This is a genomic window from Lentzea kristufekii, assembly GCF_033949925.1.
In the GTDB taxonomy this organism is placed as follows: Bacteria; Actinomycetota; Actinomycetes; order Mycobacteriales; family Pseudonocardiaceae; genus Lentzea; species Lentzea kristufekii.
Map to the genome: position 1 here is coordinate 118,554 of NZ_JAXAVV010000007.1, position 20,864 is coordinate 139,417.

The 20,864-nt window shown below is 69.6% G+C and carries 22 protein-coding genes; 6 read left to right on the top strand and 16 right to left on the bottom strand.

What is annotated here, in order from left to right:
* Positions 1–32 precede the first annotated feature (32 nt).
* The 3 genes from SK571_RS16370 to SK571_RS16380 are packed head-to-tail and all read right to left on the bottom strand — an operon-like array spanning position 33 to position 1,887.
* Complete coding sequence (locus SK571_RS16370; RefSeq protein WP_319984939.1) at positions 33–242, bottom strand: MbtH family protein; 210 nt, start codon at positions 240–242, stop codon at positions 33–35.
* Between the two features lie 11 nt (positions 243–253).
* On the bottom strand, positions 254–1,462 hold the full coding sequence (locus SK571_RS16375) for a methylaspartate mutase (RefSeq protein WP_319984940.1): 1,209 nt from the start codon (positions 1,460–1,462) through the stop codon (positions 254–256).
* Positions 1,459–1,887: a cobalamin B12-binding domain-containing protein gene (locus tag SK571_RS16380; protein WP_319984941.1), complete on the bottom strand. Its 429-nt coding sequence runs from the start codon at positions 1,885–1,887 to the stop codon at positions 1,459–1,461. Before SK571_RS16380 ends, SK571_RS16375 begins: the two co-directional genes overlap by 4 nt.
* A gap of 152 nt (positions 1,888–2,039) precedes the next feature.
* Here SK571_RS16380 and SK571_RS16385 point away from each other — a divergent pair, with 152 nt between their 5' ends.
* Positions 2,040–3,233, top strand: coding sequence for an RNA-guided endonuclease InsQ/TnpB family protein (locus tag SK571_RS16385; RefSeq protein WP_319984942.1), 1,194 nt, complete (start codon positions 2,040–2,042; stop codon positions 3,231–3,233).
* 35 nt (positions 3,234–3,268) lie between these two features.
* Here the strand turns inward: SK571_RS16385 and SK571_RS16390 are convergent, their stop codons facing one another.
* The 4 genes from SK571_RS16390 to SK571_RS16405 are packed head-to-tail and all read right to left on the bottom strand — an operon-like array spanning position 3,269 to position 7,923.
* Positions 3,269–4,540, bottom strand: a complete 1,272-nt coding sequence (locus SK571_RS16390) for a glutamate synthase-related protein (protein WP_319984943.1) — start codon at positions 4,538–4,540, stop codon at positions 3,269–3,271.
* Entirely contained in the window at positions 4,537–5,553 is a 1,017-nt protein-coding gene (locus SK571_RS16395) for an asparagine synthetase A (RefSeq protein WP_319984944.1), read from the bottom strand. The genes SK571_RS16390 and SK571_RS16395 overlap by 4 nt, the downstream gene beginning before the upstream one ends.
* A gap of 40 nt (positions 5,554–5,593) precedes the next feature.
* Positions 5,594–6,667: a branched-chain amino acid aminotransferase gene (locus tag SK571_RS16400; protein ID WP_319984945.1), complete on the bottom strand. Its 1,074-nt coding sequence runs from the start codon at positions 6,665–6,667 to the stop codon at positions 5,594–5,596.
* On the bottom strand, positions 6,667–7,923 hold the full coding sequence (locus SK571_RS16405) for an MFS transporter (RefSeq protein ID WP_319984946.1): 1,257 nt from the start codon (positions 7,921–7,923) through the stop codon (positions 6,667–6,669). The genes SK571_RS16400 and SK571_RS16405 overlap by 1 nt, the downstream gene beginning before the upstream one ends.
* Positions 7,924–8,280: 357 nt before the next feature.
* On the opposite strand from SK571_RS16405, the gene SK571_RS16410 reads away from it, so the two are divergent.
* Positions 8,281–8,511 (top strand): hypothetical protein, encoded by a 231-nt coding sequence (locus SK571_RS16410; RefSeq protein WP_319984947.1) that lies wholly within the window; start codon positions 8,281–8,283, stop codon positions 8,509–8,511.
* Positions 8,512–8,526: 15 nt separating this feature from the next.
* On the opposite strand, the gene SK571_RS16415 is transcribed toward SK571_RS16410, so the two are convergent.
* The gene (locus SK571_RS16415; protein WP_319984948.1) at positions 8,527–11,487 is read right to left on the bottom strand and encodes an AfsR/SARP family transcriptional regulator; all 2,961 of its coding nucleotides are present in this window, start codon (positions 11,485–11,487) and stop codon (positions 8,527–8,529) included.
* A gap of 212 nt (positions 11,488–11,699) precedes the next feature.
* Between SK571_RS16415 and SK571_RS16420 the strand changes: the two genes are divergently transcribed.
* Both SK571_RS16420 and SK571_RS16425 read left to right on the top strand, forming a co-directional pair.
* Positions 11,700–12,092, top strand: coding sequence for a nuclear transport factor 2 family protein (locus SK571_RS16420; RefSeq protein ID WP_319984949.1), 393 nt, complete (start codon positions 11,700–11,702; stop codon positions 12,090–12,092).
* 218 nt (positions 12,093–12,310) lie between these two features.
* Positions 12,311–12,772, top strand: coding sequence for a hypothetical protein (locus tag SK571_RS16425; protein WP_319984950.1), 462 nt, complete (start codon positions 12,311–12,313; stop codon positions 12,770–12,772).
* Positions 12,773–13,564: 792 nt separating this feature from the next.
* Here SK571_RS16425 and SK571_RS16430 read toward each other — a convergent pair.
* From SK571_RS16430 to SK571_RS16460, 7 genes are all read right to left on the bottom strand, one after another.
* Positions 13,565–15,226 (bottom strand): NB-ARC domain-containing protein, encoded by a 1,662-nt coding sequence (locus tag SK571_RS16430; protein ID WP_319984951.1) that lies wholly within the window; start codon positions 15,224–15,226, stop codon positions 13,565–13,567.
* Positions 15,227–15,743: 517 nt separating this feature from the next.
* Complete coding sequence (locus SK571_RS16435) at positions 15,744–16,310, bottom strand: Asp23/Gls24 family envelope stress response protein (protein WP_319984952.1); 567 nt, start codon at positions 16,308–16,310, stop codon at positions 15,744–15,746.
* Positions 16,307–16,834: a DUF6286 domain-containing protein gene (locus tag SK571_RS16440; protein ID WP_319984953.1), complete on the bottom strand. Its 528-nt coding sequence runs from the start codon at positions 16,832–16,834 to the stop codon at positions 16,307–16,309. Before SK571_RS16440 ends, SK571_RS16435 begins: the two co-directional genes overlap by 4 nt.
* Positions 16,831–17,262 carry an Asp23/Gls24 family envelope stress response protein gene (locus tag SK571_RS16445; protein ID WP_319984954.1) on the bottom strand — a complete coding sequence of 144 codons (432 nt, stop codon included), beginning with the start codon at positions 17,260–17,262 and terminating at the stop codon, positions 16,831–16,833. Before SK571_RS16445 ends, SK571_RS16440 begins: the two co-directional genes overlap by 4 nt.
* A gap of 5 nt (positions 17,263–17,267) precedes the next feature.
* Positions 17,268–17,444, bottom strand: a complete 177-nt coding sequence (locus SK571_RS16450; RefSeq protein WP_319984955.1) for a hypothetical protein — start codon at positions 17,442–17,444, stop codon at positions 17,268–17,270.
* Positions 17,441–17,800: a hypothetical protein gene (locus SK571_RS16455; protein ID WP_319984956.1), complete on the bottom strand. Its 360-nt coding sequence runs from the start codon at positions 17,798–17,800 to the stop codon at positions 17,441–17,443. The genes SK571_RS16450 and SK571_RS16455 overlap by 4 nt, the downstream gene beginning before the upstream one ends.
* Positions 17,797–18,273 carry an Asp23/Gls24 family envelope stress response protein gene (locus SK571_RS16460; RefSeq protein ID WP_319984957.1) on the bottom strand — a complete coding sequence of 159 codons (477 nt, stop codon included), beginning with the start codon at positions 18,271–18,273 and terminating at the stop codon, positions 17,797–17,799. The genes SK571_RS16455 and SK571_RS16460 overlap by 4 nt, the downstream gene beginning before the upstream one ends.
* A gap of 390 nt (positions 18,274–18,663) precedes the next feature.
* Here SK571_RS16460 and SK571_RS16465 point away from each other — a divergent pair, with 390 nt between their 5' ends.
* Both SK571_RS16465 and SK571_RS16470 read left to right on the top strand, forming a co-directional pair.
* Positions 18,664–18,873: a CsbD family protein gene (locus SK571_RS16465; RefSeq protein ID WP_319984958.1), complete on the top strand. Its 210-nt coding sequence runs from the start codon at positions 18,664–18,666 to the stop codon at positions 18,871–18,873.
* 186 nt (positions 18,874–19,059) lie between these two features.
* Positions 19,060–19,617: an anti-sigma factor gene (locus tag SK571_RS16470; RefSeq protein ID WP_319984959.1), complete on the top strand. Its 558-nt coding sequence runs from the start codon at positions 19,060–19,062 to the stop codon at positions 19,615–19,617.
* Between the two features lie 590 nt (positions 19,618–20,207).
* On the opposite strand, the gene SK571_RS16475 is transcribed toward SK571_RS16470, so the two are convergent.
* Positions 20,208–20,861: a fasciclin domain-containing protein gene (locus SK571_RS16475; protein WP_319984960.1), complete on the bottom strand. Its 654-nt coding sequence runs from the start codon at positions 20,859–20,861 to the stop codon at positions 20,208–20,210.
* Positions 20,862–20,864: the final 3 nt, after the last annotated feature.

The window sequence follows — 20,864 nt, forward strand, 5'->3', positions numbered from 1 at the left end:
GTGGCACCCCCTTGACGGGTAGGAAGGTCAGGTCAGGACATCGAGGCGATGAGGCTGGCGGGCCGCAGGTCCGTCCAGTGCTCCTCCACGTACGCCAGGCAGGCGTCGCGGCCGTCCGGGCCGAAGGTCTCGGTCCAGCCCTCGGGTACGGGGATGCGCTGCGGCCACAGCGAGTGCTGGTTCTCCTCGTTGACCAGAACCAGGTACACGCCGTCGGCGTCCTCGAACGGGTTGGTGGTCATGACTCGTCTCCTCAGCGGGTTCGGGCGTCGTGCAGGTGCGCGACGCGGTGCAGCGCGGCGAGCAGGCTCGCCGAGTCCGGCGCCGGGCCGGAGCGGTCCACCGAGGACCGCGGGATCGGCATGGCGCCGACGGACGACCACCGCAGCCGGCCGGTGTCGTCGATGTGACTGCGGGCGTGGCCCGCGTTGTCGGGGTGCAGGCAGTACGGCACGTCGAGCAGGCCGCGCCGGAACGCCGCGAGCAGCGCCGTGCCGGGATCACCCGGCAGTTCGAGCACCGCTTCGACGAGCGCCGTCGCCTCGGCCAGCACCCCGGTGTCCACTAAGGACTCGTCGGGTGCGGCCTGCGCCGCGGCCTCGGCGGCGCTCTCCAGCGCGTCGACGTTCTCGTCGACGGTGGGGATGCGGTGCGCCTCGGCCACGGTCTTGACGATCAGCCGCTCGGCGCCCGCCCGGACGGCCAGCCGGGCGGCGTTGTCGTTCAGCAGCCGCGCTCCGGCCGGCGTTCGCGGGAACACGCCCATGTACGCGTAGACCACGACGTGCCAGTCCACATCGGACAGGAAACGGGCGGCGAGCACGCGCAGGGCGCGGATCGCCTCGGCGTCCTGGTCCGCGTTGGTCTGCTGGGCGTAGCTCAGCGAGACGCTCTCGACCCCGTGGAAGCGGAAGAACACCGCTTCCAGGACGCTGAGGGCGACCAGCAGGCCCGGCGGGCACAGCTGGCCCATCATGCATCCGCCGAAGGTCTCCAGGTGGCCGGAGAAGTTCTCGCACGCCTCGGTCCAGTGCTCGACCGAGTCGCGCAGCGGCTTCCGGCTGTAGGGCAGGCAGTACGACACCGGACCGCCCTCGGTCGCGTCCAGCCCCGCCGCGGCCAGCGCACCGAAGATGGCGCGCGGATCGGCGGATCCGTGCCGCACCTGCACGGGGAACCCGGTGAGCCCGTCCAGCACGGCCCGCGTGGTCTCCGGGTGGTGCGAGACGATCGGGTAGCCGTTGAGCCGGGCGCCGTCGTGCACCGCGGCCAGCGCCGCCCGGTGGTCGCCGACCCTGGTGTAGCTGTCGACGGTGAGGGTGCCGACCGTGCTGGCGTCGGCATCGCGCACCGCCAGCAGCCCGGCCCGCATCTCCAGCGGAGACGCCATGCCCATGCGGGGCTGCACCACCAGTCTGCCCCCGGCCGCGGCCCTCGCGACCGCGTCCGCGAAGCCCGTCATAGCGCCGTGCCCGCCGTGCGGCACAACGCGTGCGTGGTGATGAACTCCCGGAACCGCGTGATGGCCGTGTCGTCGTCGAAGACCTCGGCGAAACCCGCTGCCCGCAAGGCATCCGCCTGCGCGGGCTCCGGGCCACCGGTACCGAGCTTGCCGCCGATGACGACCGGGACGGCCGCGAGGCCGGGCCGGCTCCGCACCTCGGCGAGTGCGCGCGGCCCGTCCTGGTAGCCGTGGCCGTTGACCGTGCTGAGGACGACGAGGTCGGGCTGTTCGGCCTCGCACTCGTCGGCGAGCAGCACGGGCGGAACGCACGCGCCGAGGTTGATCACGCGGTGACCTGCCTCCTCCAGCAGCAGCTGGAGGTAGACGAGGTTCCAGGTGTGCGAGTCCGAGGCGGTTCCGGACAGCAGGACCAGGTTGTTCATCTGAAGTCCTCCGAGGAGACCTCGTCGTTCAGGACGAGGAGGATTCGGACCTCTGCGGAGCTGGGCGGGAACAGCCGTGTCGCCGCCGAGGCGATACGGCATCCACAACCCAGCCGCACAGGGACACACGGCGGCCTGGTAATCTGTGAACGGTGAACGTGCTGGTGAAGCGGGCTTTTCGGTACCGCTTCTATCCGAGCGAGGCGCAGGCGTTGGAGTTGTCGCGTACGTTCGGGTGTGTCCGCAAGGTCTACAACTTGGCGTTGCAGGCTCGTGCGGAGGCGTGGACGCTGCGTGGGGAGCGGGTCGGTTACGAGGCCACGTCGGCGTTGTTGACCGTGTGGAAGCGCACTGGGGAGCTGGCGTTTCTGGCCGAGGTGTCGGCGGTGCCGTTGCAGCAGGCGTTGCGGCATCTGCAGGCCGGGTTCACAAACTTCTTCGCCAAGCGTGCGCAGTTTCCGCGGTTCAAGTCGCGGAAGAAGTCGCGTGCCAGCGCTGAGTACACGCGTTCGGCATTCCGCTGGCGTGACGGTGCGTTGACGCTGGCGAAGATGGCCGAGCCGCTGGACATCCGCTGGTCGCGGCCCCTGCCCGAGGGCGCGGTGCCGTCGACGGTGACGGTGTCGCGGGACTCGGCCGGGCGCTGGTTCGTGTCTCTGCTGTGCGAGGACCCCGGTGTGCGGCCGTTGCCCGCCACCGATGCGGTGGTGGGTATCGATGTCGGTCTCGATCACCTGCTGGTGCTCTCGACCGGGGAGAAGGTCGGCAATCCCCGGCACGAGCGGCGTGACCGCACGGCGCTGGCCAGGGCACAGCGGGCGTTGTGCCGTAAGCAGAAGGGCAGCAGCAATCGGGTCAAGGCCCGCGTCAAGGTCGCCCGTGTCCACGCTCGGATCGCTGATCGGCGTACGGACTTCCTGCACAAGATCACTACTCGGCTCGTGCGTGAAACCCAAACGCTCGTGATCGAGGATTTGTCCGTGTCGAACATGGTCGGCAACCGGCGCCTGGCCCGTGCGATCAGTGACGCGGGCTGGCGGCAGTTCCGGCAACTGCTGCAGTACAAGGCGGACTGGTACGGGCGGGATGTGATCGTCGTGGATCGCTGGTTCCCGTCGTCCAAGCTGTGCTCGGTCTGCGGCGCGCTCGCAGCGGCGATGCCGCTGGGTGTGCGCACGTGGACCTGTGGCTGTGGTGCGACCCATGACCGGGACGTGAACGCGGCACGCAATATTCTGGCCGCCGGGCTGGCGGTGTCGGTCTGTGGAGCCGGTGTAAGACCTCAACGGAATCCTCCGGGCGGGCAGTCGGCGACGAAGCAGAAAGTCCTGCAGCGCGAGCCGTAGGAATCTCCGTCGTTCACGAGGGAGAGGAAGTCAAGTCAGGTCAGGCTTTCTCGATGACGGGGTGCGGGGTCGGCGGCACCGGACCGGCCGGGGAACCAGACGTCCTCGCCGCTCAGGGCGGCGGGCGTGTACTTGCCCAGTGCGCTGGTGAGCAGCTGGACCTCGAAGGCGAGGCACTCGACGAGCCTGCGCAGGCCGTGCTCGGGATCGGTGTCCACGGCGGTGAGCGCGGCACGGCCGAGTCCGACGGCGGTGGCACCGAGCGCGAGGGCCTTGACCGCGCGCCCGCCCTCCCACATGCGGCCGGTGGCCAGCAGGCAGCCGGACGGCGTGCCGATCCGCCGCAGGCACTCGGCCAGCGGCAGGCCGACGTGGTCGAGGAACGCGCGCGGCGCCCACCCGGTGCCGCCTTCGGCACCGTCCACGGTCACCGCGTCCGCGCCGGCCTCCCACGCGCACGCCGCGGCCTGGGCCACGTCCCGGCCGGGGTGCAGCTTCACCCAGATCCGGGCACGCGGGAAGTTGTTGCGCATGAACCGGATCTGCTGGCGCAGGATCTCGTCGGTGAAGGTGCCCGGACTGCCCGAGCGCAGCACGCCGGGACCGGACCACAGGTCGTCGATGGCGAACTGCTCGGACACCCGCGCGGCCGTGGCGCGGTCGAGCACCGTCAGGCCGCCGAGTCCGGGCTTCGCGCCCTGGCCCACCTTGAGCTCGAAGCCCAGCCTTCCGCTGGCGAGCAACGGTTCCGCGGCGGGGTCGCTGTAGACGAGGTTCCACACCTCGGCGTCCGCGTCCTCGGTGCTCTGCTGCACCACGACTCCGCCGAGCGACGGACCCGCCTCGTCGAGGTAGGCGCGGACCCTGGCGAGCATCCCCGTGGTGGCGGCCGGTTCGCGCCGGTACCCGGTGACGGGCACGACGTTCTCGCCGATCACCATCGGGATGCCCAGTGCGCCCGCCTGCCTGCTGGCCGCGACCGACACCTCGGAGCTGCCGATCCGCGTGGAACCGAACGCGGACAGGAACACCGGCAGTGCCGAGGTGAAGCCGCCGACCGCGGTCGTCAGGTCCACATCGGACTGCAGCGGCTCGCGGCCGAGGTCGATCAGCTTCTCCAGCCGCAGCGGCATGAACACCGGCGGCACCAGCCTGGCCGCGTCGAGCTCGTCCGCCACGACCTCCGCACCGGAAGAGCCCTGGCCGAACACCTCGTGGCCGTAGGACTCGACAGGCGGGAACGCCTCCGCCGCACCGGTGCGGGCACGCGCCCGCACCTGCTCCTCGGGGAACCCACCCGCCCTCACGGCGCCATCTCCCCTGGCACCTTCGGGTACGCGTTGACCTGCCACACCGCGTCCAGCCCGGTGAGGAACCGGGTGAGCCGCTCCAGACCCATGCCGAACCCGGCACTGCGCGGCACGCCCTGGCGCATGACGTCGAGGTACCAGCGGTACTTCGCCGGGTTCTCCCCGGTCTCCCGCATCCGGGTGACGATCGTGGCGTAGTCCGACTCGCGTTCGCTGCCGCTGACCAGCTCGCCGTAGCCCTCGGGCGCGAGGAGGTCGAAGTTGCGCAGCCGGCCCGGTTCGGTGGTGCTCTCCCGGTCGTAGAAACCGCGCGAGCCCTTCGGGTAGTCGGTGACGAAGAACGGGCGATCCTTCTGCCGGGACAACAGTTCCTCGCCGGTCCACGCGATCTCGGCGTCCGGGCTCTGCGGGTGGCCGAGCAGGTGCAGCTCGTCGACCGCCTCGCGGTGGCTGAGCACGCCGAACGGTCCGGCCAGCAGCCAGGCGAACGCCAGCGGGTCACGACGGAGGAGCTCGAACTGCTCGGGCACAGCGGTCAGCGCGTGCCGCACCACATAGGTCAGCAGCCGTTCCGCCACTCCCATCGCCTCGGCGCGGGTGCCGTTCGCGATCTCCACGTCGATCTGGTGGAACTCCGCGAGGTGGCGCTGGGTGTTGCAGGTCTCGACCGGTTCGGCGCGGACGTTGGGCGCGATGTAGAACAGCTTGTCGAACGTCAGCAGCGAGGCCTGCTTGTAGAGGATGCCGCTGCTCATGACCTTGTACTTGTGGCCGTAGTAGTCGACGTCGACCTGCTTGGAACCGCGTGCCCCGGGGTCGGTCACCGGGCCGATCACCGGCGGCAGCAACTCGACGAAACCCTCACCGCGCAGGAACGCCCTGGCGGCGGCGAGCACCTCCTGCTGGATCAGCATCGCGGCCCTGGTGACGTCCGAGTTCAGGTGCTCGGCCAGTGGCGGCGGACGCCGGTCGGCGGCGGGCTCGACCACGACACTCGTTGCGTGCTCCATGTTTTTCTTCCCCACCCTTGGTTTTCCGTGATCGGGACTGTCAGAGGCCGGACGCGGGGACGATCACGCGCCGCCAGCCGCCGGGGTCGGGCAGGACGCCGCGCTGGGTGTCGATCAGCGCCTGGCGCAGCTCGCGGGTCACCGGTCCGGCGGTGCCGTCGCCGATCACCCAGTCGCCGTCGCGGTCGCGCACGGTGCCGACCGGGGTCACCACGGCCGCCGTGCCGCAGGCGAAGACCTCCGTGATCAGGCCCGCCGCGCACTCCTCGCGCCACTGGTCCACCGAGATCCGCTCCTCGCGGACGGTGTGGCCGATCCGGTCCGCCAGCACGAGCAGCGACTCGCGGGTGACGCCGGGCAGCAGCGTGCCGGTCAGTCCGGGCGTGACGACCTCGGTGCCGGAAGCGGTGCGGCGCACGAAGAACAGGTTCATCCCGCCCATCTCCTCGACCCACCGGTGCTCGGCGGCGTCGAGCCACACGACCTGCTGGCACCCCGCCTGGCGGGCGAGGTTCTGCGCGACGAACGACGGGCCGTAGTTCGCCGCGCACTTGACGTCGCCGGTGCCGCCCAGGACGGCGCGGCTGTGCTCGCGGCTGATCAGCACCGAGACCGGTTCGAGGGCCTTGTCGCCGAAGAAACCGCCGGCGACGAACGCCATCAGCAGGAACCGGTACTCGTCGGACGGGCGCAGCATCAGGTTCGGGTCCGTGGCGAACATCAGCGGCCGCAGGTAGAGGCTGATCGACGGGTCGTCGGGCAGGCCGGTGCCGTCGAGCAGCACCAGGTCGTCGATCGCGGACAGGAAGTCCTCGACCGGCAGCTCCGGCATCGCCAGCCGGCGGGCGGAGCTCTGGAACCGCAGCGCGTTGCGGTCGGGCCGGAACACCGACACCGAGCCGTCGGGGCCGCGGTGCGCCTTGAGTCCCTCGAAGATCACCTGGGCGTAGTGCAGGCCGATGGTCGCCGGGTGCAGCGGCAACGGCTCCAGCGGGCCGACGCGGCGGTCGTGCCAGCCGTCGACGGCGTTCCAGGAGAGGCTGACCATGTGGTCGGTGAAAGCGTCGCCGTGGCCAGGATTGCTGGTGGCGGGCGAGCTGAGCTGCGTGGTCATCAGGAGTTCCTTTCGTCCGGGATCCGCAGGTCCCGCACGTGTGGGCGGGAGAAGGCGTAGAGGAGCAGCGCGATGAAGCCGCCGGCGAACAGCAGTGCGGCGGTACCGAGGCCCAGAAGCTGGGCGAGGAGGCCGAAACCGACCATGGTCAGAGGTGTCAGCGCGTCGTCGGTGAGCGTGAGCACCGAGCCGACGCGGCCGATGTACTCCTCGTCGACGGTCGCCTGGAAGGCACCGGACAACATCGGTGAGGCCAGTCCCGCGACGACGCCGACCACGGCCATCCCGCCGAGCGTCGCCGCGTAACCGGCGTTGCCGACGAGACCGAGTGACGCGGCCTGGCCGAACAGCAGCAGCACGGCGGCGCGCAGCGGTCGTTCCGGGCGCCACTTCAGGGCGATGAGGGTGCCGATCGCCGCACCGCCGCCCATCGCGGCGGTCAGCCAGCCCAGGCCGACCCCGCCCCAGCCGCTGCCCACGGCGTGCAGTGCGAGCCCGACCGCGACCACCGGGCTGACGAAGACGTTGAGGCCGGACAACGTGATCACGAGGTCGCGGACCTTCGGCGTCAGCCTCAGGTAGTTGAGCCCGTCACGGATGTCGGCGCGGACCGTGCTGCCGGTGGACCGCGCCAGCGGCCACCGCGGCCGGACCGCGACGAGCACCACGAGGACCACCGCGAACGAGATGAGGTCCAGCAGCATCGCGCCGCCCAGTCCCCACGCCACGAGCACGAGGCCGCCCAACGGCGCGCCGAGCACGCCGGCCAGCCGGTCGAGCAGCTGGCGCAACGCCGACAACCGGACCAGTTCGGTCCTGCGCACCAGCTGCCGGGGGAACGCGCCGGACGCGGGTCCGTAGAACGCGTCGGCCACACCGAACAACAGGCCCACGACCATGAGCAGGCCCGCGGACACCCCGGTCGCGGCGAGCACGATCAGTGCCGCCGCGAGCACGACGATCCGGGCGACGTCGGCGCCGATCATCATGCGGCGGGCGTCGAAGCGGTCGGTGAGCGCGCCACCGACGATCGTCAGCAGAGCACGCGGGATGGTGGCGCAGGCCAGCACCAGGCCGGCGAGTCCGGCGTTGCCGAGCTGTGCGGCGGTGAACGCGAGGGCGACGTACCAGATCTCGTCGCCGACCGCCGAGACGCCGGTGGCGAACGCCCAGCCCAACGCCCGGCGGTCACGCCACAGGGTGCGCGGGGCCTCGGCCGTCACGCCGGGGTCGTCCACCTGGGGCACCGCGGTCACCGGAGGATCCCGGCGGGGACGGTCGGTCGATGATCGCTGGCGGACATCATTCCTCCGAGACGGTTTTCCTGGGCTGCCGTGGCTGGACGGACACCAATCTCGGATATCGCGCTATCTCGGCGGCATCTCGGAGCAATCCACTCGGATAATTCGCCCGGAACCTCGCCGCTCGACGCGGCCAGAATGGCTCTGAACTGCGGTTACATCGCCCACTATCGCACGCCGGACAAAACTGCCGGTCGTGATAGCGCCGGGATTGCCGACGGGATAGGGACGGGATTACCGCACCCAATAGCGTTTTGGACATCAGCCGGAAATAGCCGCTGAAATCCCGCACCGAACACCTTGGAGAATCTCATGGAGCACGCCGCGTTCACCCGGATCGCCACCGCCGTCGCCGGTGCCGCCCTCGTGTTCGGTCTGGGCGCCGCGATCGTGGGCACGGACGTGCAGGCCGGCCCGGCGCACGTCGCGGCGGAGAGCAACCCGTGGAACTCGGTGCAGGACGACAGCAACCCGTGGAACGGCGCGCCCGCCGACAGCAACCCCTGGAACGGTGCGCCCGCCGACAGCAACCCGTGGAACTAAAGCTTCACTCCGGAACTAACGCCCTGCCGTCAGAACGGTGAGCGCCTCCTCGGCCGCCACCCGCTCCCGCTCCATCCCGCGGTCGCCGAAGATCTGCACCGCGTGCAGCACGAGCTCCGACGCCCGGTTCGAGTCACCGAGGCGAGCGAGCACCGGCGCCAGGTCCACCCGGATCGCCGCGGCGCCGACGAGGTCCATGATCCGTTCCCGCGCCGCCAGTGCCAGCTCGAAGTACGCCTTCGCCTCGCGGTCCTGACCGAGCCTCGCGTTCACCTCACCGAGGTTGCGCAGCAGATGCCCTTCCCCGATAACGTCACGGCTCTCGCGCACCATGCCGAGCACCCGCGTGAACGTGACGAGGGCGTCCTGGTGCTTGCCCGCCCGCACCTGCACCTGGCCGATCCGCCGCAGCGCGTGCGGGATCCCGTTGCGGTAGCCCGCTCCCTCGAAGATCATGATCGCTTCCAGCAGCTGTGCCGTGGCCTCGTCGGTGCGGCCGCGCCGGCACAGGATGTCGGTCTGGTGGGTCAGCACGATGCCCCTGCCGACGAGGTCCTTCGCCCGGTCCAGGTCACGCATCGCGTCCGCGTAGAGGACGAGCGCCTCGTCGTCGTCACCCGCCCAGCGCGCGAGCAGCCCGAGGTCGCGGCGGCAGAGCGCGAGACCGCGCGGGTCGTCCAGCTCCTGGAACGTCGCCAGTGCCGTCGTCAACGCCTCGTGCGCGCGGGTGATCTGGCCGCGGTTGATGTGCAACGTGCCCAGTGAGCTCAGCACCGCCGCCGTGCCGCGGGCGTTCCCGGCGGCACGGGTGGCCTGCAGCGCTTTCTCGTGCGTCTTCTCCCAGTCGTCCAGGTAGCCGTGCGACTCGAACAGCGTCGCGGCGGTGACGGCCAGGTCCCAGCAGGCCTCGTCGAACCCGGCGTCGGCGGCCTGGCTGATCGCCGCGCACAGGTTGGCCTGCTCGCCGTCCAGCCACTCCAGCGGATCGGCGGCCACCTGCTGCACGTACGTGGACGGCGGCAGCCACCGCAGCGCGGTGCCGTGCAGCACCGCGTAGTCGCCGCCGTAGATGGCGCGGTGGGCCTGCTCCGCCAGCGCCAGCCAGCCGCCGAGGAGACGTTCCACCGCACGCCGCCGCATGTCCGGCGACACCTCCGCGTTCAGCTTCTCGAGGGCGAACAGCCGCACGATGTCCTGGTAGCGGTAGCGGAACTCGCCGGTGCGCTCGACCGTGGTCACGTCCAGCATCTGCACGTCCACCAACGGTTCCAGCAGATCCGACGGGTACCGGGAGTCGTCGTCGAGCACCGCGCCCGCGACCCAGCCGGGCAGTTCCGGGCCCTCGGCGAGACCGAGCAGGCCGAACAGGGTCCGCGACCGCCGATCCATTCCGTTGTGCGTCAGGGAAAGGCTCGCCCGGATGGTCATCTCGCCGTGCGCCAGCTCGTCGAGCCGGTGCCGTTCGCTGGCCAGCCGGTGCACCATCGACGCGAGCGACCAGTGCGGCCGCGCCGCCAGCCGTGCCGCGATGATCCGCAGCGCCAGCGGCAACCCGCCGACGGTCCGCACGAGCGCCGCGGCGGCCTCGGGTTCCCGCGCCACCCGTTCAGCGCCGATGACCCGGCCCAGCAGGTCGAGCGACTGCGCCGCGTCGAACACCTCGACCTCGACCTGACGCGCACCCGGCACACCGGTGAGCCGCGACCGGCTGGTCACCAGCACGGCGCACGTGTTGCTGCCGGGCAGCAGCGGGATCACCTGGCTCTCGGCGGACGCGTCGTCCAGCACCACGAGCGTGCGCCGTTCGGCCATCAACGTCCGGTACATCTCGACGCGCTCGTCCAGGCCCATCGGGATGACCGTGCCCGGAATGCCGAGTGCCAGCAGGAACCGGCCCAGCACGTCGGCCGCGGCGGTCGGCTCCTCACGGGTGCCGCGCAGGTCGCAGTACAGCTGCCCGTCGGGGAACCGGTCGGCGACGCGGTGGCCGATGTGGGCGGCGACGGTCGTCTTGCCGCTGCCCGGTCTGCCGATGACCACCACCACGCCCACGGCTCTTCGGTCACCGCCGACGAGCACGGCCTCGGCGGTGCGGATCAGGGCCTCGTTGCCGATGAAGTCGGCGGTGTCGGCGGGCAGCTGGCGCGGGCGTTCGAAGCTCGGTGCGGGCGGCGGAGCGGGCGGGCCCGGCTCGGCCCGGCCGCCGATGGTGTCCCCGGCGAGGATCGCGGACTCCAGCAGCCGCAACCGTTCCCCCGGCTCCAGGCCCAGTTCCTCGACCAGCAGGTGCCGGCCCGTCCGGAACGCCTCCAGCGCCTCGCCGGGCCTGCCCGCGCGGTGCAGCGCGAGCATCAGCACGGCACGCAACCGTTCGCGCATCGGGTGTTCGTGGACGAGACGGGTGACCTCACCGACGATCTGGTGGTGGCGGCCGAGTTCGAGCTCCAGTTCGAGGTAGTCCTCCGTCGCGGTCAGCAGGTCCTCGTCCAACCGCAACGCGCGAGCGCGCAACGCCGGGTTCGGCAGTCCGCTCAGACAAGGGCCCCGCCACAGCGCCACGGCCGACCGCAGCAGGCTCGCCGCCTCCGCCGCACGGCCTTCCTTCACCAGGACCCCGGCCTCGGCGAGCTTGCCGGCGAAGACGTGCGAGTCGAGCGTGTTGCCGCCCAGCAGCAACTGGTATCCGGGCATCCGCGTGACGATCGGCAGGTCGACGCCCGCGTCGGCCAGCTTCTTGCGCAGCCGTGACACGCAGATCTGCACCTGGGTGCGCGCGGTGTCCGGGGGAAGCTGGTTCCACAGCGTGTCCACGATCTGATCTGTGCTGACGACCTGGTTGGCCTCCATCAGCAGGAGCGCGAGCACGACCTGCTGGCGGCCGGGTGTCACCCACACCGGCCCTGCGGGCCCCTCGATCTCGATCGGCCCGAGGATCCGGAACACCGAATCCCCAGACCTGCGCAGCACCGCACTCACGTCCGCCGCCCCTCCCTGTGTTCCCCCAGCGACCGACTTTCTTCAATGTATGCAACACGGGATGTACTTGTATATCCGGCGGATGCTCGATCATCCCGTCATCCGGGAGCATTCGCACCGCGATGAGCGCCGGGAAAGCGCCGTGATAGGCCTGGGTTATCGGCAGATGAAACTCTGGGCATTGCATTCTGAGCGGCCAGGAGGAGTTCGCCATGACGGGAGACGGCCGACGCACGCCCCCCAGCGCGGCGACCCTGGCCGCGGGCGTCGACCACGTCCGCTTGTCCTATCTGTACCAGGACGAGGGAGACCTGGACGCCTACGCGTCGCTGCTGCACGAGGACATGCAGGTGCGGGCACCCGACGCGCCGGCGTGCCACGGCCGCGCGGCGGCGCTGCGCCTCGCCCGCACCACCCGAGGCACGCACGAACTGTTCAAGGTGATCGGCGACGGGTATTGCGTGGTGGCCGTCGGCCATTACTCCCCACCGGGTACCGCGCCGCGTCACGAACCGCACGAATTCGATTTCGCCGACTTCTTCACGCTGTCCGACGACTCGCTGCTGCTGAGCCGGCGGCGGTTCTACTACCTGCCGCCGCGCTGAGGGCGGCCGATACCGTGCACCCGTGACCGAGCACTCGGCACGCCCGCGGAGAAGCCGCACCAAAGTCCTCAATGGACTGACTGATGTCACTTCTGGCCTGGAAGTGGACACGTTTTCGCTGCCGCGGAACGGCTGTAAGGGTGATGTCCGTCGGCAAGCGGCCTATTCCGCGCGGTAGGCCTGGATCGGCACCGCACCGGCCCTGACCATGTTCTGCCATGGCGGATGACCCCAACTCCCTGCTCGCGGTCAGGCGGCAATCGCTTCGGACACGGCTCGACGCCTTCACCGCGACGGCTCCGGACGACCCGCAGTGGGCCAAGATCTCCGACGAGTTGCACGACGCCGTGGAGGCGCTCCTCAAGGCACGGCGCGACATCAATGCGAACAGGCTCCTACTCCCCAACCGCGTCCTCGGCGCGGCGGCCGCGGTGGCCGCGGTCGTGGTGCTCGTCCTGTGGTTCAGCGCGTGGAACCTGGCGCCTGCTCTGCTGGCTCTTGCCGTCGGCACCGCACTCCTGATCAACCCCGCCGTGCGCGGCGATGAGGAACCGAGTGCCCGCAGCTGGGCGGGAATCGCCGCTGTGCTCGGCGCCCTGTCCGCGCCACTGCTGAGCGGGTGGTCGGCGTTGGCCGTGCTGGCCGGAATCGGTTGGTGGGCATGGAGGTGCCTGAAGTGAGGAACGACCCGATCCACAACCTGACGGAGACGACCGACGACCACCACCGGCGTCTCGACTCGCTCGAGACGGCTCTGAGCGACAGATCGGACACCGCCGACGAGATCCGCAGGCGACTCCGCGACCTGGAGGACAAGGTCGGCCGGCACTCGGTCCAATCGGTGCTGGACAAGGTCAACAAGGTCGAGACGAACCTCGGCAAAGCGGACAAGCGACTCGACAGGCAGGCCGCGGAGATCTCGAACCTGCGCCTGGACGTCACCGCTCTGGATCGCAAGGTGCGCTTGAGCGGCGGGCTGCCCCGAGCGGACTTCCACACCTGGCAACCGGACATCACTCCCGAGATGGTCCAGTTGATCCGCGCGCGACTGGCTGCCGCACCCGAGTCCGAAGCGAAGGTCCAGCAGTTGCAGACGAAGCTGGAACAGGCACAGGACGATGTCACGCGCTGGGACAGGTCACGGGACGCCGCGATCCTGGCCGTCAAGGCGCTGTCCGAACTCCCCCCGGCCGCGGAACGGGCGTGGCGGAAGGAGAAACAGACGTGGTTCGCGTTCCGCGCCAGCGGCCCGCGCCCGGTCGAGAAAGTGGTGCTCGCACGCCGTCGGCACGACGAAGCAGTGCGCGCCCGGCGATCCGAGAAGATGGCCCTGGACCAGTCGGCGAAGGCGGATGAGGCCGCGTGCGCGACGATCCGCGAGCGCATCGAGGACGCGGTCGCCCGAGATCTCGTCCTCCCCTGGTGGTTCGACATCGCGCTCGGCCTGTTCTCGCCGGGCAAGCCCGGTCAGATCAAGCCGTGGCTCGAAGCGGCCACGAGACTCGTTCGCTACCGCCTGCTCGCCGACGTCCGGGACCCGCTGGAACCCTACGGCGACCGGCCATCCGACGAGACGCTCGCCGCCGAGCACGACCGGGTGGTCCAACGCTGCTCGGACGTGCGGCGGTAGGCCCGGCGGAAATCCGGCGCGACCACACTGCGCCGTCTGCGATACTCCCGCTGTGAACAGGGGGAACGGCCATCCGGGAGTGCATTTCCTGCTCTCGCTGATCGACCAGGACGACGCGGCCGCGGTGCGGCGGCGGCTCGGCATCGGCGAGCCGGAGGAGCTCGCCGTCGAGCACGCGGTGCAGTGGCTGGATCGGTTGCGGCCGCCCCGCTCGGTGCTGCTGTGGATGCTCCAGGAGGACGATCCCGCGACGAACCGGGTGCTGTTCAACCACCTCGACACCCCCGACTCGATCAAGCGCGACATCCTGCGCGGTGTGCCGTTCGGGGGCACGGGGGGTCGCCTGCACGTGCTCGTGCACGGCCAGGCTCCTGAGATCCCGGTCGGTTTCCTCGTCCCGGGTCAACAGGGACAGTGACACCAAGACGTTGACGACTACGTTGAACCGCATGGGGTCGACAATCGCCATCCGCAGGCGCAGCGGTGTGCCTCGTATGTCCGCGACGATGTCACGAGGATCGCCCACGGGGTGGAGGAACGCGAGCAACCTCAGCAGTTGAACGGCGGCGACGCTGCGCTGTTCCGCCCGGCGGATGGACAGCCGCAGCGTGACGACCACCGGCAACCGGTAGTTCTCGGGAATACCCTGCTGCAGCAGCCTGGTCCTGTTGGAGTCGAACAGCTCCCGGTAGTGCGCGAGACTGCTCACCGTCTGCCGGCAGTAGGCACCGACCTGTTCCAGCGCGAGCGGAAGCCCTCCCAGGCGGCGGGTCAGGTCCGTCGCCGCCTCTCGGTCGTCATCGCCGGACCTGGTGACGAGGAACGCGATGCCGTGGTCCTCGGTGAGCGGCTCGACCGGCACGCCCTCGGCCACCGTGCCCCAGTCCGGTTCCACCGACGTGATCAGCACTCGCCCGGAGCCGTCCGGCACCAGGTCCGCGATATCTGCGCGAAGGCTCACGTTGTCGAACAGCAGCAACCACTTCTCCCGCCCGCGCAGCTCAATCACCACACGGCGGGCAGCGGTCTCCTGGTCCTGGTCACCCACCCCGAGAAGGCTGGCCAGTTCGGCGAGCGCGGCGGTCGCGACCAGACGCGTCGCCGACGGGACCAGCCAGCCAATCCGGGTGTCCTCGCGAACGCCGTCGGCACATGCGAACGCGAGCTGGGTCTTGCCGACCCCTGGCATGCCGTGCAGTGCCACAGCCGACCTGGTGTCCGTTGTCTGCAGGAGATCTGCGACGACCGCCAGTTCGTCGTCGCGTCCGCTGAGCGTGCGCACGGGTGCGGGAATGTTCCACACGACCCCGTCACCGTCACTCACGCCATCAGATAGGGCGGGAAGTGCACCGCAGATCGTCATGTTCGTCGTCACGGCGCCATGGAATTCGCCCGCAGTGATCACTGGGCCGACGCTTTGGAGGACTGGTGCGGGTTGACCGGACGCGTGGACCAGCACCCCGGCGATGACCGCCCAGACCAGCACGGCCGCCGCGGCGGCCACCCACCACACCCACCCGTTGTGCAGCTCGTTGATCAGCGCCGCGGCCACGCCACCGATCACCACGGTCAAGCCGGTGCCGACTGCGAGGACGCGATTCCGGGACACAGCCATACCGCAGTGTCGCGAGCCGCGCGCGAAACATTACGGCCGATGAGAACTGCTCCGCACGTGGTCGAGGTACTCCCCCGTCGCCTGGACCAGGCCGTAGGTGCTGCCGGTGGCGAGTCGTTGGCCATACAGGCTGAACCCCAACGCCGTCACGGCCCGTTGTGACTGCGGAGCTCGACCTGCTTGCGCGACGCCGCCGCGGAAGGGCCGCGCTCAAGCTTCGTCTCCGACCTGACCGTCCTAGCCGGGTCCGAGTTCTGGTACGGCCGGACCGCTCAAGTCTCAGCTCGTCGGGTACTTTTCGGTGCCGTCACCGACGACTCTCGTGAAGTCCTGCCAGATCATGTTTGACAGTCGCCGAGCTGTCGGGGAAACCTCATTGACTGATCGGCTGCGGAGGCTGGTGTGGTCAGCGGAGGCTGCGTGTCGTGGCGGTGGCGAAGCGGAACTCGATGTCAGTGGGGACCGTGTCCAGTTCGAGTGCCTGACGTAGTCGGGGCAAGCCCTCGTCCTCCAGCTGGTGGCGGACGTCGGCGGGATCCGCGTCCTGCTCGATCACGATGATCAGTGCGAGTTCCGGGGCGTCGCGCGGTCCGGTGAGCGTGGCGCGGGCGTCGTGTACTCCGGGGTAGGTGCGTAGCTCTTCGGCGAGCGGCGCGATGGCCGTGCTTGCGGAGAGTTCCGTGTGGCCGAGGCCGGTGTCTTCACGCCAGGTAGGTGATCGGGGGCCGCGAACGGCTTGTGCGAGCAGCCAGCGCAGCGCCAGCAGGCCGAGCAGGATCGCCGTGGCGGCTGTGGCGTACAGCGCCCACGTCGGAGGCGGATCGACACCGGGCACGACAGGTGCGCCGGGGTCGACGAGGTGCAGAACTCGGAAGTGCGTGGCGAGCGTGAACCCGCCCACTGCGAGCAGTGCAATACCGATCGTGGCCAGCAATGTGCGGTTGAGCCGCGCAGGGCGGCGGGGGCCGGTCACAGCGCTTTCCTTGATGAGTGAACCCGCACCGACACGACAGGCCGGGCGACGGGAGCGATTTGGCCAAGGCGGTGTGCGACCGCGGCACGGACCGCGTCTGACAGTCCTTCGGGGCGGGTGCGGCCCGTGTTCACGCGGACCTTCACCCGTCGTCCGCGCAGGGCGACGGCCGCGCCGCTGACACCGTCCACGGTGGAGGCGGCGGCACGCAACGTGGAGCGCAGGCCGCGGCTGGACGCACCGGAGTTCGGCGTGCCCTTCATCGGCAGCACTGTCGGCGCGCCGGGTACCACGGCCGCGATCGCCAGCAGCAGGCCCAGCACGGCGACGGCACCACCAGCAACGGCCACGGCTGTGTCGGTCCATCGGAGTCCGTGCAGGTAGCCGGCGACCGCGCCGTAGTTCACCCATGCTGGTTCGTGAAGGAGCATCTGGATCGCCACGACCGCGACCACCACCGCTGCCGCGAGCAGGATCAGCGCGGTGACCGTGGCCGGGATGGCTCGGCTGGGACGTCGTTTCACTCGACTCTCCTGCGTCGGGTTGCGGTGGCGTTGTGCAATGCGGTCACGGTGATGTCGACGCGGGTGACCGATAGCCCGGTCAGCTCGCCCACCCGGCGGACCACGTGCTCGCGCACGCGTTGCACGGTGCGGGCGACCGGCGCCGGGTAGGTCAGCGACAGCCGCACAGTCAACGTCGCGGTGTCGCCTGCGACGTGCGCGGAGACTTTCGCGTCCTGGGCCCGAGGTTTTCCGCCGAGGCTGACTCCCAGCACCTGGCCGACTGCACCACCGGCACCCTCGACCTCGAGGACCGCGTGGCCGGCGAGGCGCGCCACGACCTCCTCCGAGATCCGCAGCGCACCGCGTTCGGAGGCATCGGCGACTGCTCGGGGTCCACTGTCGCGCTGCGGCATCGCCTTGAGCGGAGCGGGGATCGTCGCGGTCACGATCGTCAGCCCCGATCGCGGCCGACGAACTGGGACAGGTCGAGCTTGCCGTCCAGGTAACGACCCACCAGCAGACCTGTCGCTCCGAAGACGACGGTCGCGGCGAACGCCCCGAACCCGCCCAGGGCGGCCGCCAGCCCCAGCAGCACACCTATCAGCAAGCCCATCTGCGTCCTGCTCATGACGTCACCTCCGCGAAATCACCCGCTACGGGCGACTCCCGCAGCGCACCACCCGTGTACTCGCCGTGCGGCAGCCCCGGCTCGACCAGGTCACCGATCACCACGTGCACCGGCACACCCGCCGCGCCGGCACCGCCGACAGCGCCGCGAACCGCCTGCGCGATGCGACCGGCGGTGAACGGGTAGCCGACCACCACGCCGACCGTCACTTCGTCTTCGCGCACCCGAACCCCGACAGTCCGGTGCGGCGGCGTGAACGTCGCCACCTCACCGAACCGCCCGCCGTGCAGGCCCACCACCTCGGGCAGAGCCCGCACAGCGGCGGCGATCCGTGCTGCGTCGGGATCCGAGCTCACTTGACCCGGCCGTTGTCGGTGGGCTCGTCCTCGTCGTCGGACGGGATGTGCAGGTCCTGCACGTCGATGTTGACCTCCACCACCTCCAGGCCGGTCATCCGTTCCACAGCGCCGATGACGTTGCGGCGAATGGCCTGCGCCACGTCGGTGATCGCCACCCCGTACTCGACGACGATCTGGAGATCCACCGCCGCCTGCTTCTCGCCGACCTCGACCGACACGCCCTGGCCCGCCGACGCGGTCGCACCGGGGATCCGTTCCCGGATCGCCGAGAACGCCCGCGCCGCTCCGCCGCCGAGCCCGTGCACACCTGGCACCTCCCGCGCCGAGAGACCCGCGATCTTCTGCACCACACCATCGGCGATCGACGTCGTGCCGTGACTGGTGACCAGATCCGCCTTGCCGCTCCCCGACCTCTGAGCCGGTGCGCTGTACCCGCTGGACTTCGAGGCGGTCACAGTTGACTCGGACATTGCCGTCCCTCCAAGAAACGATTCGGGCAATCTCGGTGCGCGACGCACACCCCTATCGAGACCACCACCAGAACCGCGATCCCGCTCGACTACGACGCCGACCCCAGCCGATCGAGTGAACCCGACGAAAACAGCACGGCGTTTCCAAAAGAAACTCACGTATTGCGCACGAAGCCACGGATACACGACTGCTACCTGCGTTGACCCGAGTGCGGCTCAATAGTGGCGGTCAGACCTGCCTGATGATTGCGCTGCGTCACCTCACCGGGATCAGCCGGAATTCTGACCGCAGACCAGGGTGAACCTGCGGTGAATCCCGTGCCCACGACCCGAATCCGATGTTCCATGAATCAGCAGTCCAGCCGGCGACCAGATACGGGAGGAACCACGATGTCGCTCAGCGACAAGATCAGCAACAAGGCCGAGGACCTCAGCGGCAAGGTAAAGGAAACCGCAGGCGAAGTGACCGGCGACGACGAACTGCGCGGGGAAGGCATCGCCGACCAGGCCAAGGCCGCGGTCAAGGACGTCGTCGAGGACGTCAAGGACGCACTCGGCGCCGCCACCGACAAGGTCAAAGCTGCCCTCCACAAGGACTGACCGGATGGGCGGGTGGGCCACTGACGGGCCACCCGCCCATCGTTGTCACGCCCACCCCATGGCACACCACCTCGGGCTCAGGCCTTCCTCGGCGGGCCACACCATGATGCGACCGGCAGCCGTATCGTCAGTTGGCGTGCCGCGGCGTGAGGCAATCCGCCCATCGACCGGCTTCGAAGTACAAGTGTGAAACCGGGCCTGACGCGTGCGATCAACCCGCACCTGCTGACCGGTGCCCACGCACTCGGCGCTCTCCCCGACGCCGAGCGAGCCGAGTTCGAAGCACACCTGGGCAGATGCCGGGGCTGTACGGACGAAATGACCGGGCTGAGGAAGACCGCAGCCTGGCTCGGCAACGCCGTCGACCACGTGTATCCGCACGCTCTGCGGTCACGGGTGCTGGACGCGGTCCGGCACGTGCGGCAGGTGCCACCGACCTTGGAGAACGTGACGGTTTTCTCACGGCGTCAAGGTTTCCGGCGCGCCACGGTCCTCATCTCCGCTGCCTGTGTGGTCACTGCGGCAGTGGCCGGTGCGCACAGCGCGCTGACCGCCTCGACGTTCACCCCGATGGCCGTGTCTGCGCGTACTCACGTCGGTGATCTGCTCTCGGCGCCGGATCTGCGGCTCCTCACCGCACGAGATCAGGCGGGTACCGCCGTGATGTCGTACAGCCGCGACGAGATGCTCTTCCTGGCAGACGACCTGAGCGCGTTGCCGCGTGATCGCGTCTACCAGCTGTGACTGATGGACGACCACGGCCCGCGATCAGCGGGAACAGTACGTCCGGCGAGCAAAGTGGCTTCGCTGCTCGTGAGCGGGATCCAAGGGATCGGCGAAGCCATTCTCACCGGCGAGCCCGTCGGCGGATCACCGAGCCCGACTGGCTCCCCCGTCCTCACCATCACTCTTGCCTGACCTGGCAGGCGATCTGGTTCGACAGCACGCCGATTCCCTGGTCGTGACACGATCGCGTGCTCGCCATCGCATACGGCAACACTGGACGCTGCGGCGAACTCGGTGTTGGCGTCGCAGCCGGACGCGCGGTTGCCGTGCCGGACATCGACTTTCTCTCCGTAGCCGAGGAATCGACCAACCGCGCAACGACAGTTGTGGGGACGGGCAAGATAGTGCGCACTTGGCGAGATAGCGGTCGACATCTCCGATCGCGTCATCATCGCGGTGCCGGAACCCGAGAACCACGCGATCTTCGGCACAACGGCACCGTAATCATCCACATGCAACACTGAGACGCAACCGGCAGACATGAGAACTCCGGGAACCGCCTACACAGCGCGGTTCCCGGAGTCGCGGTACTGCTTTCCCTGGAGATGTCAGGCGGGCAGCAGCACCGAGTCGATGAGGTAGACGGTGGCGTTGGCGGTCTTCACGCCACCGCAGATCACGTTGGCGTCGTTGACCTTGATCGCGTTGCCCGAACCGCTCACCTTCACGGTGCCGGTCTGCACGGTCTTCTGGTCACCGGCGATCTTGTCAGGCGTGATCTGGCCGGGGACGACGTGGTACGTGAGAATCTTGGTCAGCAGCGCGTCGTCGGTCTTGAGCTTCTCGATCGTCGCGGCATCGATCTTCGCGAACGCTGAGTCGACCGGCGCGAACACCGTGAACTCGGCACCGTTGAGCGTCGAGACCAGGTTCACCTTCGGGTTCAGCTTCCCGGACACCGCGCTCACGAGCGTGGTCAGCAACGGGTTGTTGCTCGCGGCGACGGCGACCGGGTCAGCGGCCATGCCCGAAACCGAACCGGCGCCGGACGGAACCTGCTTCGCGTAGTCGGCACAGCCGGGGCCGACGAGGTCCTTGGCCGGGTCGGCCATCGCAGCCGAGGGCTGGGTGGTCGAGGTCGCCGAGGTGGGCGCGGTGCTGGAACTGCTGCTCGCCATGTCACCCGAGCCGCACGCAGCTCCGAACAGGGCGAGCGAGGCGGCGCCGATGGCCAGAACGGTGTTGCGGACGGTCTTGTTCATGAC

Bases quoted from the DNA above. Each gene is read 5' to 3' on its own strand.
- SK571_RS16370 (WP_319984939.1), bottom strand. From the start codon at position 242: ATGACCACCAACCCGTTCGAGGACGCCGACGGCGTGTACCTGGTTCTG.
- SK571_RS16375 (WP_319984940.1), bottom strand. From the start codon at position 1,462: ATGACGGGCTTCGCGGACGCGGTCGCGAGGGCCGCGGCCGGGGGCAGA.
- SK571_RS16380 (WP_319984941.1), bottom strand. From the start codon at position 1,887: ATGAACAACCTGGTCCTGCTGTCCGGAACCGCCTCGGACTCGCACACC.
- SK571_RS16395 (WP_319984944.1), bottom strand. From the start codon at position 5,553: ATGGAGCACGCAACGAGTGTCGTGGTCGAGCCCGCCGCCGACCGGCGT.
- SK571_RS16400 (WP_319984945.1), bottom strand. From the start codon at position 6,667: ATGACCACGCAGCTCAGCTCGCCCGCCACCAGCAATCCTGGCCACGGC.
- SK571_RS16410 (WP_319984947.1), top strand. From the start codon at position 8,281: ATGGAGCACGCCGCGTTCACCCGGATCGCCACCGCCGTCGCCGGTGCC.
- SK571_RS16420 (WP_319984949.1), top strand. From the start codon at position 11,700: ATGACGGGAGACGGCCGACGCACGCCCCCCAGCGCGGCGACCCTGGCC.
- SK571_RS16425 (WP_319984950.1), top strand. From the start codon at position 12,311: ATGGCGGATGACCCCAACTCCCTGCTCGCGGTCAGGCGGCAATCGCTT.
- SK571_RS16450 (WP_319984955.1), bottom strand. From the start codon at position 17,444: ATGAGCAGGACGCAGATGGGCTTGCTGATAGGTGTGCTGCTGGGGCTG.
- SK571_RS16460 (WP_319984957.1), bottom strand. From the start codon at position 18,273: ATGTCCGAGTCAACTGTGACCGCCTCGAAGTCCAGCGGGTACAGCGCA.
- SK571_RS16465 (WP_319984958.1), top strand. From the start codon at position 18,664: ATGTCGCTCAGCGACAAGATCAGCAACAAGGCCGAGGACCTCAGCGGC.
- SK571_RS16475 (WP_319984960.1), bottom strand. From the start codon at position 20,861: ATGAACAAGACCGTCCGCAACACCGTTCTGGCCATCGGCGCCGCCTCG.